The sequence below is a fragment of the Paraburkholderia sp. RL17-368-BIF-A genome, assembly GCF_046054045.1.
Classification (GTDB): Bacteria; Pseudomonadota; Gammaproteobacteria; order Burkholderiales; family Burkholderiaceae; genus Paraburkholderia; species Paraburkholderia graminis.
Genome location: NZ_JARESN010000002.1, coordinates 510152 through 526573, shown reverse-complemented (window position 1 = coordinate 526573; position 16422 = coordinate 510152). Strand labels below are relative to the sequence as shown.

The 16422-nt window shown below is 63.6% G+C and carries 16 protein-coding genes; 4 read left to right on the top strand and 12 right to left on the bottom strand.

Annotated elements, in window-relative coordinates:
- Positions 1–33 precede the first annotated feature (33 nt).
- The 7 genes from P0D87_RS05425 to P0D87_RS05395 all read right to left on the bottom strand — a co-directional run bounded on the left by P0D87_RS05425 (position 34) and on the right by P0D87_RS05395 (position 8565).
- Positions 34–2283 carry a xanthine dehydrogenase family protein molybdopterin-binding subunit gene (locus tag P0D87_RS05425; RefSeq protein WP_053859129.1) on the bottom strand — a complete coding sequence of 750 codons (2250 nt, stop codon included), beginning with the start codon at positions 2281–2283 and terminating at the stop codon, positions 34–36.
- A complete protein-coding gene (locus P0D87_RS05420; RefSeq protein WP_053859130.1) occupies positions 2280–3284 on the bottom strand; it encodes an FAD binding domain-containing protein in 1005 nt (334 codons plus the stop codon). Before P0D87_RS05420 ends, P0D87_RS05425 begins: the two co-directional genes overlap by 4 nt.
- Positions 3281–3841 (bottom strand): (2Fe-2S)-binding protein, encoded by a 561-nt coding sequence (locus P0D87_RS05415; protein ID WP_053859131.1) that lies wholly within the window; start codon positions 3839–3841, stop codon positions 3281–3283. The genes P0D87_RS05420 and P0D87_RS05415 overlap by 4 nt, the downstream gene beginning before the upstream one ends.
- Before the next feature lie 178 nt (positions 3842–4019).
- Entirely contained in the window at positions 4020–4886 is an 867-nt protein-coding gene (locus P0D87_RS05410) for an SDR family oxidoreductase (protein WP_053859132.1), read from the bottom strand.
- Positions 4887–5141: 255 nt separating this feature from the next.
- Positions 5142–5600: a response regulator gene (locus P0D87_RS05405; protein ID WP_006047054.1), complete on the bottom strand. Its 459-nt coding sequence runs from the start codon at positions 5598–5600 to the stop codon at positions 5142–5144.
- 128 nt (positions 5601–5728) lie between these two features.
- Positions 5729–7414: an ATP-dependent DNA ligase gene (locus P0D87_RS05400; RefSeq protein ID WP_006047053.1), complete on the bottom strand. Its 1686-nt coding sequence runs from the start codon at positions 7412–7414 to the stop codon at positions 5729–5731.
- Positions 7411–8565, bottom strand: a complete 1155-nt coding sequence (locus P0D87_RS05395; RefSeq protein ID WP_006047052.1) for a ligase-associated DNA damage response exonuclease — start codon at positions 8563–8565, stop codon at positions 7411–7413. The genes P0D87_RS05400 and P0D87_RS05395 overlap by 4 nt, the downstream gene beginning before the upstream one ends.
- 135 nt (positions 8566–8700) lie before the next feature.
- Here P0D87_RS05395 and P0D87_RS05390 point away from each other — a divergent pair, with 135 nt between their 5' ends.
- The 3 genes from P0D87_RS05390 to P0D87_RS05380 all read left to right on the top strand — a co-directional run bounded on the left by P0D87_RS05390 (position 8701) and on the right by P0D87_RS05380 (position 11954).
- Entirely contained in the window at positions 8701–9603 is a 903-nt protein-coding gene (locus P0D87_RS05390) for a YihY/virulence factor BrkB family protein (RefSeq protein ID WP_006047051.1), read from the top strand.
- 94 nt (positions 9604–9697) lie between these two features.
- On the top strand, positions 9698–10774 hold the full coding sequence (gene zapE, locus P0D87_RS05385) for a cell division protein ZapE (RefSeq protein ID WP_053859133.1): 1077 nt from the start codon (positions 9698–9700) through the stop codon (positions 10772–10774).
- Positions 10775–10868: 94 nt separating this feature from the next.
- Positions 10869–11954 (top strand): hypothetical protein, encoded by a 1086-nt coding sequence (locus P0D87_RS05380; RefSeq protein ID WP_053859134.1) that lies wholly within the window; start codon positions 10869–10871, stop codon positions 11952–11954.
- A 65-nt stretch (positions 11955–12019) separates the two neighbouring features.
- Here the strand turns inward: P0D87_RS05380 and tkt are convergent, their stop codons facing one another.
- The 4 genes from tkt to P0D87_RS05360 form a co-directional block, all read right to left on the bottom strand.
- Complete coding sequence (tkt, locus tag P0D87_RS05375) at positions 12020–14104, bottom strand: transketolase (protein WP_171799900.1); 2085 nt, start codon at positions 14102–14104, stop codon at positions 12020–12022.
- A gap of 241 nt (positions 14105–14345) precedes the next feature.
- Entirely contained in the window at positions 14346–14948 is a 603-nt protein-coding gene (locus tag P0D87_RS05370) for a cupin domain-containing protein (protein ID WP_321175857.1), read from the bottom strand.
- Between the two features lie 99 nt (positions 14949–15047).
- A complete protein-coding gene (locus P0D87_RS05365; RefSeq protein WP_006047046.1) occupies positions 15048–15218 on the bottom strand; it encodes a hypothetical protein in 171 nt (56 codons plus the stop codon).
- Between the two features lie 26 nt (positions 15219–15244).
- The gene (locus P0D87_RS05360; RefSeq protein WP_006047045.1) at positions 15245–15577 is read right to left on the bottom strand and encodes a hypothetical protein; all 333 of its coding nucleotides are present in this window, start codon (positions 15575–15577) and stop codon (positions 15245–15247) included.
- Positions 15578–15748: 171 nt separating this feature from the next.
- Between P0D87_RS05360 and P0D87_RS05355 the strand changes: the two genes are divergently transcribed.
- Entirely contained in the window at positions 15749–15985 is a 237-nt protein-coding gene (locus P0D87_RS05355; RefSeq protein WP_006047044.1) for a hypothetical protein, read from the top strand.
- A 20-nt stretch (positions 15986–16005) separates the two neighbouring features.
- Here the strand turns inward: P0D87_RS05355 and P0D87_RS05350 are convergent, their stop codons facing one another.
- Entirely contained in the window at positions 16006–16251 is a 246-nt protein-coding gene (locus P0D87_RS05350; protein WP_006047043.1) for a DUF6723 family protein, read from the bottom strand.
- Between the last annotated feature and the right edge of the window lie 171 nt (positions 16252–16422).

The following is a 16422-nucleotide window of genomic DNA, read 5'->3' as shown; positions in this document are numbered from 1 at the left end:
CGGCACCGCGCTACGCTCCTCGCCATCGCGAACTCACGCGAACAGTTTATCCAGCGTAATCGGCAAGTCGCGCACGCGCTTGCCCGTTGCATGCCAGATCGCGTTGCTCACCGCGGCCGCCACGCCGACCACGCCGATTTCACCCACGCCCTTCACGCCGAGCGGATTGACGATCGTGTCGTGCTCCTCGACAAAGAGCACCTCGATGTCGTGAATATCCGCGTTAACCGGCACGTGATACTCGGCAAGGTTATGGTTCATCTGGCGGCCTATGTCATGATCGAACTGCGCTTCTTCATGCAGCGCCATGCTGATGCCCCACACCACGCCGCCCGCCACCTGGCTCGCCGCGGTCTTCGGATTGACGATGTGCCCCGCCGCGACCGCGCTCACCACGCGCGTTACGCGCACGGTGCCCAGCGCTTCGTCCACGCGCGCTTCGACGAAGATCGCCGAATGCGTGCCCATCGAATAGGCCTGCTGCTTTTCGTGCGGCTTCACGGTGGCCTGTTCTTCGAGCTTGTCGAGGCCGGCGCGCTCAAGCAACGCGTCGATGTCGATCGCGTCGGCCGTGCCATGACCGCATACGAGGCGCTTGCCCATGCGCCGTATGTCGTCGCGATCAATGCTTGCGAAACGTCCGCCGCCATATTGCCGCGCCAGTTCGACAAGGCGATTGCGCAACCGCTTGCACGCGGCATCGACCGCACTGCCTACCGACGATACCGTCCACGATCCGCCTTCTATCGGCGCCTTCGGCAGGCGCGTATCGCCGAGTTCGAACACCACGTCCTGCAGCGGCACGCCGAGTGCATCCGCTGCGATCTGCGTCATCGCGGTGTAGGTGCCGGTGCCGATGTCGGCGGTTGAACTGGACACGGTCACGCGTCCATCGCGCGTAAGCACCGCGCGCGCCGACGCTTCGTTTTGCATCGCGTCCCACGCGCCCGTCGCCATGCCCCAGCCGATCAGTTCGGTGCCCTCGCGCCGCGCGCGTGGCGCGAGCGGCCGCTTGTCCCAGCCGAAACGCGCCGCGCCTTCGCGATAGCAGTCGCGCAACGCCTTGCTGGAGAACGGTAGGTTCTTGTTCGCATCGCGTTCGGCGTAGTTGATGAGGCGCAGTTGCAGCGGGTCCATCCGCAATGCTTCCGCGAGTTCGTCCATCGCGACTTCGAGCGGGAAAAGACCTTGCGCCGCGCCCGGCGCGCGCATGTCGGCGGGCGTCGGCACGTCGAGCCGCGCAACCTTGTAGCCAAGCGTCACGTTCTCGCATCGATAAATCTGGCCGGCCCAGTTCACCACCACGTCGCAGTAGTCCTCGTACTGCGAGGTCTCGGATACCGCTTCGTGAATCACCGCCTGCAAGCGGCCGTCCGCATCAGCGCCGAGCGCCACGCGCTGAATGGATTGCGGCCGATGCGCGAACGTGAACATCTGCTGGCGCGTCAGCGTGACACGCACCGGCCGCTTCAATTCAAGCGCGGCCATGACCGCAAGCGCAAGGTGATACTGCGGCCTCAGACCCGAGCCGAACGCACCGCCGACGAATGGCGAGACGACCTGCAATTCATCGTCTTTCAAGCCGAATACGGCCGTCAGATACGACTTCGTATTGACGACGCCTTGGGTCTTTTCATACACGGTCAAGTGCCCATGCTCGTCGGGCACCACCGTGCAACCATGCATTTCCATCGGATTGTGATATTCCGCGGGCGTGCTGTAGAACGCATCGACGCGCGCCGCGGCGCGCGCCAACGCGGCGTCGGCATCGCCGCGAGGTTCGGGCGGCGGATCGAAGCCGCCCTTCTCCGTGGACGGCGGCTCGGCGTTCATCAGCACTTCGCCCATCTCCGTTCGATGCGGCGCCGATTCATAACGCACGTCGACGAGCGAGGCCGCATGACGCGCGAGTTCGAGCGACTCGGCGAGCACCAGCGCGACAGGCTGGCCGCTGTACCACACGCGGTCGTCCCACAGCGGCCGGAGCGGGCTGCCGCCGGGCGCGACCATGTCCTTGTACGGCTTGTCCTCGCGCGGCAACTCGGGGCGGTTCTGCCAGGTCAGCACATGCAGCACGCCAGGCAACGCGAGTGCCGCCGATGAGTCGATCGACACGATGGTTCCCGCCGCGATCGTGCTCGATACGACGAAGCCATACGTCAGTCCGTTGGCGCTGAAGTCGGCCGCATACTGCGCGGCGCCGGTCACTTTCAGCCGGCCGTCGACGCGCTTGTGCGGCACACCGCTCGCACGCAACGCGGGCAAAGTCTCAATGCGGTTCATCGCGCGTGCTCCTCCAGTGAACGTTGCGCCGCCATCGCGAACGCACGCTCGATGGCGCGCGCCGTCAATTCGATCTTGAACGCGTTACCGCGGCGGCCGCGGGCATCGCGCAGCATGTCGGTCGCGAAGTTGCGCACCGTGTCGGTATTTAGCGGCTTGCCGCGCAGCGAAGCTTCGGCATCCGTATTACGCCACGGCTTGTGTGCAACGCCGCCGAGCGCGCAATGCGCATTGACGATGATGTCGCCGTCCAGCTCGAGCCCGAGTGCAACGGAGACCAGCGCGAACGCATACGAAGCCCTGTCACGCACTTTCACGTAAGCGTGATGTTCCGCGAAGCCCTGCTTCGGCAACTCGACGGCGGTGATCAGCTCGTCGTCGCGCATGTTGGTGTCGATGTGCGGCGTGTCGCCAGGCAAGCGGTGGAAGTCCCCGAACGGCAGCACGCGCGAACCGTCCGGCCCTGACAGATGAACCGTTGCATCGAGCGCGGCCAACGCGACGCACATGTCCGACGGATGCACGGCGATGCAATGCTCGCTTGCGCCAAGAATCGCATGCATGCGATTCACGCCTTCCATTGCGGGACAGCCGGTGCCGGGCTCGCGTTTGTTGCAGCGCGTGCCCGCGTCGTAGAAATAGAGGCAGCGCGTGCGTTGCAGCAGATTGCCGCCGACGCTCGCCACATTGCGAATCTGCGGCGACGCGCCCGCGAGAATCGCCTTCGAGAGCAACGGGTAGCGCGCGCTTATCGTCGCGTCGTAGGCGGCCGCGCTGTTGGTCACGAGCGCGCCGATCTTGAGTCCGCCCGCGGCGGTCGGCTCGATTTGCCGAAGCGGCAAACGGTTGATGTCGATCACGAGCTGCAGATGCGCGACGTTCTCGCGCCACAGGTCCACGAGATTCGTGCCGCCTGCGATAAACGCAGCCGCCCGGTTCGCGCGATGCTGGTCGATGGCTTGCGGCACTTCGCTCGCGCGTGTGTAGGAGAAGCGGTTCATGGCCGCGCTCCTGCATCGCCGACTTCGGCTGCTTCCGCCGCTTCCGCCGGTTCGGACACATCGAGAATCGCGGCGACGATGTTGTTGTACGCGCCGCAGCGGCATAGGTTGCCGCTCATCAGTTCGCGTACCTCATCGGCGGTTTTCGCGCGGCCTTCCTCGAGCATCGCGACGGCGGAGCAGATTTGCCCCGGCGTGCAGTAGCCGCACTGAAACGCATCGTGATCGATGAAAGCCTGTTGAAGGGGATGCAATTGTTCGCCGTTCGCAAGCCCTTCGATCGTGGTGATCGAAGCGCCGTCGTACACAACCGCGAGCGCAAGGCAGGTATTAATGCGCTGCCCGTTCACAATCGCGGTGCATGCGCCGCATTGCCCGTGGTCGCAGCCCTTCTTGGTGCCGGTCAAATGGCAATGTTCGCGCAGCAGATCGAGCAGCGACGTCCAGGCTTCGACGCCGAATGCATGCTGTTTGCCGTTGATGTCGAAGCTCACCGGCACGCGCTCGACGTCGCTCGGCGCGACATCCAGCGGCGTATCCGCAGTGGGTGTATTCATGGGGAGGTTCTCCTGACGAGGTGACGCACAGCGAGCGCTAGGAGAACTAGTGGTGCGCGCAAACGCCGTGCCCGGCAGGAAGGCGCGTGTCGAAATATCGGGGACGTTCTCGCACGAACCGCTGTCTGCACTAGCGCACAGACTGCGGTTCGCTTGCGTCGAGATTCAATCAATATGCCTAAATAATCGGCGAGCCGCCCGTGACTGCAATGGTTGCGCCTGAAATGTAGCTCGCTTCGTCGGAGGCGAGCATCACGTAAGCGGGCGCGAGTTCGGCGGGTTGGCCTGGCCGCTTCATCGGCACTTGCTGGCCGAATTTTTCGACCTTCTCAGGCGGCATCGTCGATGGAATCAGCGGCGTCCAGATCGGCCCCGGCGCGACGCAATTCACGCGAATGCCCTTCTCCGCGAGCAGTTGCGCGAGCCCGCCGGTGAAGTTCTGAATCGCGCCCTTGGTCGTCGCATACGCGAGCAGGCCGGGGTTCGGATGATCCGCGTTGATCGAGGTCGTGTTCACAATCGCGCCGCCCGGCTTCATATGCTTGACCGCGGCGCGCGAGATCCTGAACATCGCGCCGATGTTGGTATCGAAGGTCTTGTCCCACTCGTCGTCGGTGATCGCGTCGAGCGACGGATACGTCATCTGGTACGCGGCGTTGTTCACGAGCACGTCGAGCCGGCCGAATGCCTGCACGGCCTTGTCGACGATCGCATTGCAATGCGCGCGATCGGTGATGTCGCCCGGCACCAGCACCGCCTTGCGGCCCGCTTCTTCGACCCAGCGCGCGGTTTCGCGCGCGTCGTCGTCTTCGTTCAGATACGCGATCAGCACGTCCGCGCCTTCGCGCGCGAACGCAATGGCGACCGCGCGGCCAATGCCGCTGTCGCCGCCCGTGATGATCGCCGCCTTGCCGGCGAGGCGGCCCGAGCCCTTATACGATTTCTCGCCGTGATCGGGCTGCGGCTGCATCGGCGCGGTGCGGCCCGGCGTTTGATCCTGCTGCTGTCCGTCGAACGGTGGCGTAGGACGTTCCTTGTCGCTCATACGATCCTCCAGAGTGCTGATGAACATGTGCGGCGTGCGAGACGCACGGCGTTGCAACAAGGTCAGCAACCGGCGGGCCTGCATACATGCGGTTTGTTACGGCGCATGCGTGCGGCGGTAGAAGATGTTGGGAAAAGATGAGGACAACGCGTGGATGAAGTGTGACGCTCGCGCCGCGATCTGCGCGAATAGAGGGAATCGGCAAGCATATGCAGCGAAACGGCAATCGCAGTTTTTTCAAAGGCCGCGCAGGCTTTACGGCGGCCCCGCCGCATGCAGCGCAGCAGCCGATTCGAGCACGCGCAAGAGCCGTTCCGGCGTCAACGGCTTCGCGCAATGCGCGTCGAAACCCACCGCGCGCGCGCGGGCGCGGTCGTCGCGCGAGGCGAACGCGGTGCACGCAACAAGCAGCATATGCGCCGTCGATGGATGCGCCCGCAAGCGCCGCGCAAGTTCCAGGCCGTCGATTCCCGGCATCTTGATGTCGAGCACGACGGCGAACGGTTGCCACTCCGACGCCATATCGCATACCGCGTGCGGGTCGTCCAGCGCGCGGCATTCGAATCCGTCCGCGTTCAGCAGCATCTGCAGCGCATCGGCTGCTTCACGATAGTCGTCCACCACCAGCACGCGACGGTGCGACGCCATCGCATACTGGATCGGCCGCCATACGACCACGTCTTCGCTGTCGTCGAATCGGTTATCGAGCGTCACCTTCTTCTCCTTGATCGTCGCGTGCGCCGCTATGCGGCACCCGGCGCACGGCCGCAAGATTCGCTCCCGCGCCGCGTTGTTGTTGCTTACATGGTGTGGCTTAGATGCTTGGTGAATGACTGCGGCGCTTATGCGGCCCGATCGTCGATGAAACCCTTGAGCATCGCGAGCGTATCGGCGTCGTCGATATGCTTGTCCGTGCGCCAGCGCAGCATGCGCGGGAAGCGCACGGCCACGCCGGATTTGTGACGCGTACTCGCCTGGATGCCTTCAAAGCCGATTTCGAATACGAGTGTCGGCGTCACGCTGCGCACCGGTCCGAACTTCTCGATCGTAGTCTTGCGCACGATTGCGTCAACCTGGCGCATTTCCTCATCGGTAAGACCCGAATACGCTTTGGCGAACGGCACGAGCGTGCGCACGCCATTGGCTTCGTCCCACACTGCGAACGTGAAGTCGGTGTAGAGGCTCGCGCGTCGACCGTGTCCGCGCTGCGCGTAAACCAGTACGGCGTCCACCGCATACGGATCGATCTTCCATTTCCACCACGTACCCGAAGCCTTCGTGCGGCCCACGCCATACAACGACTCGCGCTCCTTCAGCATGAAGCCTTCGACGCCGCGCGCGCGGCTTTCTTCACGCAGTGCAGCCAACGTCTGCCAATCGGCGGCCGATACGAGCGGCGATACGCGCAGCAAATCGCGCGCAAGGGTGGTGTCGAGCGATGCCGCAAGCGCATCGAGACGCGCACGCCGCTCCACAAGCGGCGTCATGCGCAAATCTTTGCCGTCCGCTTCGAGCAGATCGTAAGCGAGCAATGCAGCGGGCGAATCGGCGAGAATTTTTTTCGTCAGCGTCTTGCGCGCGATGCGCGGTTGCAAACGCGCGAACGGCAATGGCGCGATAGCGCCCGGCTCCCACGCAAGAATCTCGCCGTCGATCACGAAGCCGTCGGGCAAGGCCTCGCCCAACGCGGTGACTTCGGGAAAGCGATCGGTGATCAGGTCCTCGCCGCGCGACCACAACCACACGCGTCCCGCACGCTTGACGAGTTGCGCGCGTATGCCGTCCCACTTCCATTCGATCAACCAGTGCGACGGATCGCCGAGCGTCTCGGGATCGGCCTGCAACGGATGCGCGAGAAAGAACGGATACGGCAGGCCGAGATCGCTGTCGTGCCGCTCTGTTGGATGCTGCGCATCGTCGCCGGCAAGTTCTGATGCCTCGGGCGCGATCAGCCGCAGATAGCGCGCGGCGTCCGGCTTTTGCCGCGAATCCGTCCATCCGACCATGCGTTGCGCGATCCGCTTATGGTCGACACCGGCCACTTCCGCGAGCGCTCGCACGACGAGTTGCCGCGCGACCCCGACACGAAAGCCGCCGCCGATCAGCTTCGTGAGCAAGAAGCGACCGCTCCAGTCGAGTTCGTCCCAATAGCTGAAAAGACGCGTGCGCAATTCGTCCGGCGGAAGACCGCGCAAGATCAGCACGCGCTGCTCGATCCATTGTGTGAGGCCGAGTTCGGAGCTGCGTTGCGCGGGCGGCAGAATATGCGCGATGGTCTCCGCCAGATCGCCCACTGCGTGATACGACTCTTCGAAAAGCCATGCGGGCAAGCCGGCGCGTTCGCGCGCGAACTCGGTCAGCAGGCGCGTGGGCACCGATTGCCGCGGCTTGCCGCCCGCCAGAAAGTACGATGCCCACGCGGCGTCTTCGGGCTCGGCCACGGAGAAATAACTCGTGAGCGCTTCGAGCTTGTCATGCGTGGAAGTGGTCGCGTCGAGCGCGGTGTAAAGAGCGGCGAAGCGCTTCATGAACGGCTCGCGGTATCGTTGGCGTCGAATGCGGGCGCGCGGGCTTCGTCGCCCGGTGCATGTGTCACCGCGTCTTGCGTGACGGTTTCGACGCTGCCCAACGCATCGGCTTCGACCGTGTCGTCGCCGTATTGCGTCGCGAAGGCTCCCGCTTCGAGCCCTTGCTCGCGCAGCCAGCGCACCATCGGTTCAACCGATCCATGCGTGACGATGACGCGCTGTGCGCCGCTCGCGTGAATCGCCGTTTGCAGCGCGGGCCAATCCGCATGATCGGAGAGCACGAAGCCGCGGTCGACGCCGCGCCTGCGGCGCGCGCCGCGCAGGCGCATCCAGCCCGACGCGAAAGCGTCGCTATAGTCGCCGAAGCGTTTGAGCCACGCGCTGCCTTGCGCCGACGGCGGCGCGACGATCAGCGCCTGTTTGAACGTGGCCTTCTCTTTCGGCGGAATTTCGCTGACGAGCCGTACCGGCGGCAAACGCACGCCGGCTTCGCGATACGCGCGGTTGAGCGGCTCGACCGCGCCATGACAGAAGATCGGTCCGATGCCCGCGTCGACGCTCGCCAGCACGCGCTGCGCCTTGCCAAACGAATAGCAGAACAGCACCGACGCGCGCCCCTGGGCCGCGTTGTGACGCCACCATGAATCGATTCCGTCGAACACGGTTTGCGGCGTGTCCCATCGATAGATCGGCAGACCGAAGGTGGATTCGGTGATGAATGTATCGCAACGCACGGGCTCGAATGCATCGCAGGTCGGGTCGGGGTCCAGCTTGTAGTCGCCCGATGCGACCCACACGCGGCCACCGTATTCGATGCGCAATTGCGCGGAACCGAGCACATGTCCCGCCGGATGCAGCGAGACAGTGACGCCGTTGATGTCGAGCCGCTCGCCATACGCGAGCGTTTGCAGCGAGATGTCGGGCAGACGCGAGAGCAGCACGTTCGCGCCCGCACGCGATGCGAGATAGTGCCGATGCCCGAAGCGCGCATGATCCGAGTGCGCATGCGTGATCACGGCGCGCTCGACGGGCTGCCACGGATCGATATAAAAATCGCCCGGCGGACAATACAAACCCTCGGGCCGTGCGATGACGAGGTCCCCGGGGCCGGCATTGTCCGCTGCGATATTCGAGGTGGGTTCGGATGCCATGTCGCCCGTATCAAGCAAAGGTTATTCCCGGGTGGACTGTCATAAGCATGGCGGCTTTCTTGCTTATGTTTGCGATCAGGCGTGTCGGAATGCGCCGCTCATCGGCGGCACGAAACGCGCTTGTTGCGAGGACCCATGCACTTCATCATCGATCGACGCACGCTGTACGTCGCGAAACATCCGGGCCGGTTTACGCTCGACGCGCTCAAAGCATTTCGCGCGAACCAGGGACTGCTGCTCGCCGGCGCGGTCGCGTATTACGCGCTGCTTTCCATCGTGCCGCTGATGATACTCATCGTCATCGCACTGTCGCGCATCGTGCCGCAACACGTTTTGTTGTCGGCGCTGGGGCATCTTCTGCAGTGGCTCGTGCCTGGCCAGTCGAAGGCGCTCGTGCATGAACTCGCCAATTTCCTCGCGCATCGCGCGGTGGTCGGCTGGGTGCTGTTCGTCACCATGCTGTTCTTCAGTTCGCTCGCGTTCACCGTGCTCGAAAACGCGATGTCGCTGATCTTCGTGCATCGCGTGGTCATACGGCGGCGGCATTTTTTGCTGTCGGCGCTGCTGCCGTATTGCTACATCCTGTTCCTCGGCGTCGGCGCGTTGATCGTCACCGTTGTGTCGAGTGGACTCGAAGCGGTCGGCGCCGCCGGCATCGATCTGTTCGGCACCTATGTTTCGTTGCAAGGTGCGTCGCGCGTGCTGCTGTATCTGCTGGGTCTCGCCGGTGAGATTTTTGTGCTGACGTCGATTTATATGGTGATGCCGGTAGGACGGCCTTCGCTGAAACACGCGCTGTTCGGCGGTATTGTCGCGGCCGTGTTGTGGGAGATCACGCGGCATGTGCTGGTGTGGTACTTCGCGACGCTTTCGCAGGTCAGCGTGGTGTACGGCTCGCTCACGATGGCGATCGTGATTCTGTTCAGCCTGGAATGGCTCGCGACGCTGCTGCTGTTCGGTGCACAGGTGATCGCGCAATACGAGCGCTTCGGCCTCGAGCCGCAAGACGCGCCGAAGCAGCCGATTAAAACCGGCTGAGTGTGTTCTCGCAGCAAGGCGCAGCGCGACCAAAACGCTGCGGTAACATTACGCGCATTCGCCGCTTCCATTCCGGCGCACTTACGGGATTCGAATGCTCGATGAAGCGCTGATCGAAAACAGTCTCGCCGCCCGCGGCATCGTTGCCGATGCGAGGCAACGCGAGTCCATCGCGGCGCTCGCCGAATTACTCCGCCCGGCTGCGCGCGATTTTCACTCACGATACCAGGGCGTGTATTGCCACGGACTGCCTGGACGCGGCAAAAGCCTCGTGGTCGATACCGTGTTCGAACTCGCGGATTGCCGCAAGCGGCGTCTGCATTTTCACGAGTTTCTGCGCGAGATGAACCGGCGCCTCGTGAACGAACCGCGTGGCGACGATCGGCTCGGCTCCGTGTCGAAGCAATGGCTCGATGGAATTGAGCTGTTGTGCTTCGACGAATTCCATGTACACGACATTGCCGACGCGTTTCTGATGGGCCGCTTTCTCGACACGGCCATCGCGCTCGGTACGCGCATCATGCTGACGTCGAACTACGCACCGGAGCATCTATTGTCCGACCCGGAGTTTCACGAGCGCTTCTTGCCGACCATCGGGCAGATCAGGCAGCACTTTCGCGTGATTCATTTCGACGGCGCCCGCGATTATCGCTTCGGCGGTCAGGCGCATCCGTCGCCGCGTTTCTTTTCTCCACTCGATGCCGCGACCGGCGACGCGCTGCGCGATGTTTTTCTGCGCTACGAAAGCAGCGGCGCACTCGACGCGACGAAGCTCAGCGCAGCGGGCCGCCCGCTGATTGCGCGCGCGGTCGGCGCGGCTCTTCTTTGGGCCGACTTCGAAGCGCTTTGCGTGGCAAGCCGTTCACATCTCGACTACCTCGATCTCGCCGAGCGCTGGCGTGGGCTCATCGTCGACAACGTGCGTACCGAATGGCTCACGAAATCTCATACGCTGCAGCGGCTCGTATGGCTCGTCGACATTCTTTACGACCGCAAGCGCGCGCTGTTCATTGCATCGGATCAACCGATTCATGCCGCGTTGCGCGGCCTCGAAGGCGCACATGATCTGTCGAGAACGCTGAGCCGGCTCGCGGAAATGCAATCGCGCGGCTATCGGAATGCGCTCGACGATGCGATGGACCGGCCAGCGCAAACAGCGGACGAACGCTAAGCCAGCACGCTTAAAAACCCGCATACGATCGATACGGGAATGCACCGTGCTACCGCCGTTGAAGTTTCATTCTTCAGCGGATAAACACTCCGAGATGATCAAAGCCGTTTCGGTCGCCGCCGCACTGTGCGCGGCGTGCCTTTCTTCCGCCTGCGTGCATATTGGCCCCGCGCGCCTGAAGGCCGATCAGGTCGACTATGCCCGCGCACTCGGCGATGCAAAAAAGCGCGAGATTCTCGCGGCCGTGGTCGGCTTGCGCTATGGCGACGCACCGGCGTTTCTCTCCGTCAGCAGCATCATCGCGGCCTATACGTTCGATGCCGGCGGCGGCGCGACCGCAAACGTGGGCTCGGGCAGTCAGCCGAACTATGCGCTTGCCACCGGCAGCGTGTCGTACTCGAATCACCCTACTTTCACGTTCACACCGACCACCGGTGAAGCCTTCGCCTCCGCTTATATCCGGCCGCTCGCACCGGCACTCGTGCTGCCGCTCGCCGAAGGCGGCGTTCCGATTGACCTGCTGTTGCGCATTACCGCGCAATCGGTGGGCGGCTTGCAGAACGGCAATGCGCTCGGCGGTGAAAACAGCGCCGGCGCGCCGGGCTTTTTCGAATTGCTGCGCGCGTTGCGGCGTCTGCAACTCGCGGGCGAGTTGAATGTGGAATCGCGCAACACGGGCGACAAGAACGAGCCGATGCGCGTCTTTCTCGTGATGGGCGCAACCACCAGCGGCGACTCGCCGCAAATCACCGCCGACGTCGCGCGTGTGCGCAAGCTGCTGCATCTTTCGTCGAATACACGAAGCTACGAGATCGTTTACGGGCCGTCGTCGGCATGGCGGAAGGCCGACAAGATTCCGATGGTGACACGTTCGGTGCTCGGCATCCTGACCGATCTCGGCGCGCAGGCACAGGTGCCCGCCGAGCGCATCAGCGACGGTTCGACGAAGCCGACCGTGGGTCTGATCGGCGGCGAGACGAGGCCGACCATCGTCATTCATTCGAGCAAGACCGCGCCCGAGAATGCCTACGTGATGATCCCGTATGGCGCGTCGTCGTATTGGGTGGACCGCAACGACTTCGACTCGAAATACGCGTTCACGGTCGTGCAGAATCTGATGGCGCTCGCCGAAGCCGATACCAGCAGCAAGGCGCCCGTCGTGACGATTCCTGCGAATTGAGTTGACGATAAAAAAAACCGGCGGTTTTTACGCCGCCGGTTTTTAGCACGCTGCCTGCGCGTTCATCACTCCTGGCTGCGCTTACTCTGCACTCTTTCAATCTGCTGCTTCGCTGCCTCATAAACATGCTCGGGTGTGAAGCCGAACTTCTTCTTCAGATCCGCAAGCGGCGCAGACGCGCCGAACGTGTGCATCACGACTTGCGCGCCGAGCCTGCCGACATAGCGATCCCAACCGAGCGTCGCGGCCTGCTCGACTGCGACGCGCGCGTCGATGTCCGGCGGCAGAACCGCGTCCTGATACGCCTCGTCCTGCCGCTCGAACAGATCCCATGAAGGCATCGACACCACGCGCGCCGCAATGCCCTCGGCCTTCAGCTTCTCGTAGGCGTCGACGCAGAGCGAAAGCTCGCTGCCGGTGGCCATCAGAATGATTTGCGGCTTCTGTCCGTCGGGTGCATCGGCGAGCACATAGGCGCCCTTCTTCACGCCCTCGGCGGATGCATAACGGCTGCGGTCCAAAGTAGGCAGCGCTTGCCGCGATACGACGATGCACGCCGGACGGCGCTTTTCCGTCAGCGCGACGCGCCATGCTTCGGCCACTTCGTTTGCATCGCCCGGACGCAGCACGGTCAGGCCGGGCACGCCACGCAGCGAGGCCAGTTGCTCGATCGGCTGATGCGTCGGACCGTCTTCGCCGACGCCGATCGAATCGTGTGTGAAGACGTAGATCGCCTCCACTTCCATGATCGCGGACAAGCGAATCGGCGGCTTCATGTAGTCGCTGAAAATCAGGAACGTGGAGCCGAACGGCCGCAGGTTCGACAACGCCAGACCGTTGACCACCGCGCCCATGCCATGCTCGCGAATGCCGAAATGCAGATTGCGGCCGCCGTAGTTGTCGTGCTCGAAACTGCCCGCGCCCTCGAATTTCAGATTCGTTTTCGTGGATGGCGCGAGGTCGGCCGCGCCGCCGATCATCCACGGCACGCGCGCGGCAATCGCGTTCAGCACCTTGCCCGACGATTCGCGCGTGGCTATGCCTTTCGGGTCCGCGTCGAAGGTCGGAATGTCGTTGTCCCAACCCACTGGCAATTCATGCGCTTCGATCAACGCGAATTCGCGCGAGAGCTCGGGATACTGCTTGCTGTAGGCATCGTATTTCGCCTGCCATTCTTCGCGCGCCGCCTTGCCGCGCGCGCCGATGCCTGCGGCGAAACGCTCGTGAACGCCGTCGGGCACATAGAAGAATTTGTCTTCGGGCCAGCCGTAAAACTTCTTGGTGAGCGCGACTTCCTGCACGCCGAGCGCCTCGCCGTGCGCGGACGCGGTGTCCTGCTTGTTCGGTGCGCCCCAGCCGATGATGCTGTTGACCACGATCAGCGTCGGCCTGTCGGTAATACTTTTTGCTTCGACGAACGCGGCTTCGAGCGCGGCGGCGTCGTTCGCATCGTTCACATGCAGCGTGTGCCAGTTATAGCCGCGAAAACGGCTCTCCACGTCGTCGCTGTACGCGAGATCGGTGTGCCCTTCGATCGTCACGCGATTGCTGTCGTAGATCCAGATCAGGTTCGAGAGCTTCAGGTGGCCCGCGAGCGACGCCGCTTCGTGCGAGATGCCTTCCATCATGTCGCCGTCGCCGCACAGCGCGTAGACGCGGTAATCGAAGAGCGGCGCGTCGGGCTTGTTGAAGCGGTTCTCGTACCAGCGCGCGGCCATCGCCATGCCGACGCTGTTGCCGAGACCCTGGCCGAGCGGACCCGTGGTGGTCTCGACGCCCGTCGTCATCCGATACTCGGGGTGGCCCGGCGTCTTGCTGTCGATCTGACGAAAACGTTCGATGTCCTCGAGCGACACCGCGGGACCGCCGGTCGGTTTGCCTTCTTCGTCGACGGCCTTCACGTTCGCGAGATGCAGCAGCGAATACAGCAGCATCGACGCATGCCCGACCGACAGCACGAAGCGGTCGCGGTTCGGCCACAGCGGCTCGTCCGGGTCGTAGCGCAAATGGTTCTGCCACAGATGATAGGCAACCGGCGCGAGCGCCATCGGCGTGCCTGGGTGGCCGGAATTGGCTTTCTGCACAGCGTCCATCGACAGCGTGCGGATCGTGTTGATGCACAGCTGATCGAGGGCGGGATCGTTTTGCATGGGACACTCCTTGTTCGGCCGTTGGGAGATTGCCCGCGCGCGCTGCCGCGACGTCGCAGGGGAGCGGTGTTCACACGCAACGCATGAACATCGCCCAGGCGTTGACGATGATGCGCCGATGCGCGCAAATGTGCACGCGGCGTGACATCGCGGGGCGTTTACGGGGGGCTTGCACACGCGCTTGCGGATTCGGACATCAGCCGCACTTCGCGCACCGCTGATATCCGGTGCACTGAACGCACTAGCGGCATTCAGCCGCGCCAAGCCAGTGCTCGCAAAGCGGGCCGTGCTTGCCGTCGACGGGGTCCATCGGCGGAAACGGCAATGCGTGCATCGCCGCGAGTTCCTGCGGCGTGAGCGCGTCGCGGCGAATGTCCCACTGCTGGCCCGCCGGATAGCCGGCCACGACACGAAAGTGTCCCTCGAACGATTGCAGGCAATGGCCGGTGCCGGCGGGCAGCAGCAAGACGTCGCCGGCAGAAATGCTCACCACTTTCCCGCCCGGTCCGCCGACGATCACTTCGGCCGAACCCTCGCTGACGCCGAGCACTTCGTGCGCGGTCGAGTGGAAATGATGGTAGTCGAAGATGCCGTCGCGCCACTGCGGCGGCCACTCGTTGCGGCCGAACAGCACTTCGAACGCGGCGGCAAGATCGCCGATGGCCGGATCGACCGCTTGCCGGTAAATCACGACCGGCAGCTTGCGGTTATTCGGCACCCAGTCGTGCGGTTCGAGCATGAAGGCTTCGTACTCGGTTTGCGCGGCATCGAACGCGTGTATCGAGTCTTGGTGCGAGACTTCGGGCGAGTTTATGTGCGAACTTTCGTGCGGGTTTCGGTCCATACATGGCTCCTATGCGTAGCGTGGCCGGTCCGGCAATCGCATGCCGGACACGGACGATCTTGCACTGCCGCATAAAGCGCGCCCGCTCGCGCGGAACGCTCAACCGCCGCCGATGCCTTGCAGCACTTTCCCCGTGCCGCCGCACACCGTGCATTGCTTTCCTTCCACTTTGCCGGTGCCGTGACACGCGCGGCAGATGTCTTCGCCGACGCCGGGCGCGTCGGGGGGCGCTTCATCGCCGGGATTGAGGGGTTCGTTGTCCTGTTGCATGTGTCTCTCCGTTCGGTTTGACGCGATCAGTTCTTGTGCGACGCGCGCCCGCCGCCGCCCGCGGGCTCGCCGTGCGTGCCGGTGCCGAGCGGCACCTCGGCGGTTTGCTCGGGGTGCTCGTTCGAGCGCGGGGGATTCGTTTGCCGATCGACGCCCGTCTGCACGACCGGTTCGATGCCGAGCGGACTCGGCTCGACGTATTGCTCGCCGCTCGGCTTGTTGCGCTCTTTGACTTCCGGCGCGAGGTCGGCAGTGGCGGAATCGTCGCGGCGTGCGTCGAGTTGCGGGTCACGTTGTGAATCGGCTTGCGGATCGCGTTGCGGATCAGGTTGCGTGTCTTGCTGCGTGTTGGGCTGCATGGCGCTCTCCATTTTTATCGGCTACTCCGCTATGTCAGCAACATACGGACCCCATCACGCGAAGCCCGCGTTCTCTCGACACACCGCACGCATGGGCGCGCGGGTTGGGCACGGCCATTGCATCGAAACTTGCTGAAGCTTCGGATTCATCTTTGTAAAAAGGAGCGCCTCATGACAGTCACCACCATTCGCGTGTCCGATACGGAAGTGCAAGTCGAACGAACGCTTTACACGTTCTCGCAAAAGAGCGACGCCGATGCGTTCGCGCAATGCGTAATAAACGATTCCATCGACGTTTGTTATCGCAGCCATCCGCCGCTGTCGGCGCGTCCCGTGGTCCCGGACGAACATCCCGACGATCCGAACCGCGGCAGCACGATCTCGCCTTCGTTAGGCGGAATGCCTTGACGAGTGCGAGCGCGCTGTCGTCACTTTTCCGGCGAAGCCCGGTCGGCGGCGACGATCTGCTTGCCGTACTCGATGGCGGCGCGGCGCGCCTGGTCCGCCGTCTCGTAGGGCCCGATCTCGGGAGCGCCGTCGAACGGAAAAAGAATCCTCCTGTCCGCTTTGCGGACAACCTTCAGTCCACCTACGTAACGGCCGTCGCCTGTTCCGTGATAGCTGGCGAAAATCTCGAACTCGCCGTCGGCGACGTCGGCCTTGTGTCGCGCCATGTGTATTTCCTTGTCCCTGTACCCGCTGCTCGGGGAGCAGCCCACGCTGTGCCGCGTCATGCTCCGCGCATGCCGCGTGACGGAACGGAGCAACGTCCGTTCCACACGCGAAAGCCGCTACGCAAAAGGCGATGGAGGAATCAGAGAGGCATGCGCATTGCGCGCAAAACA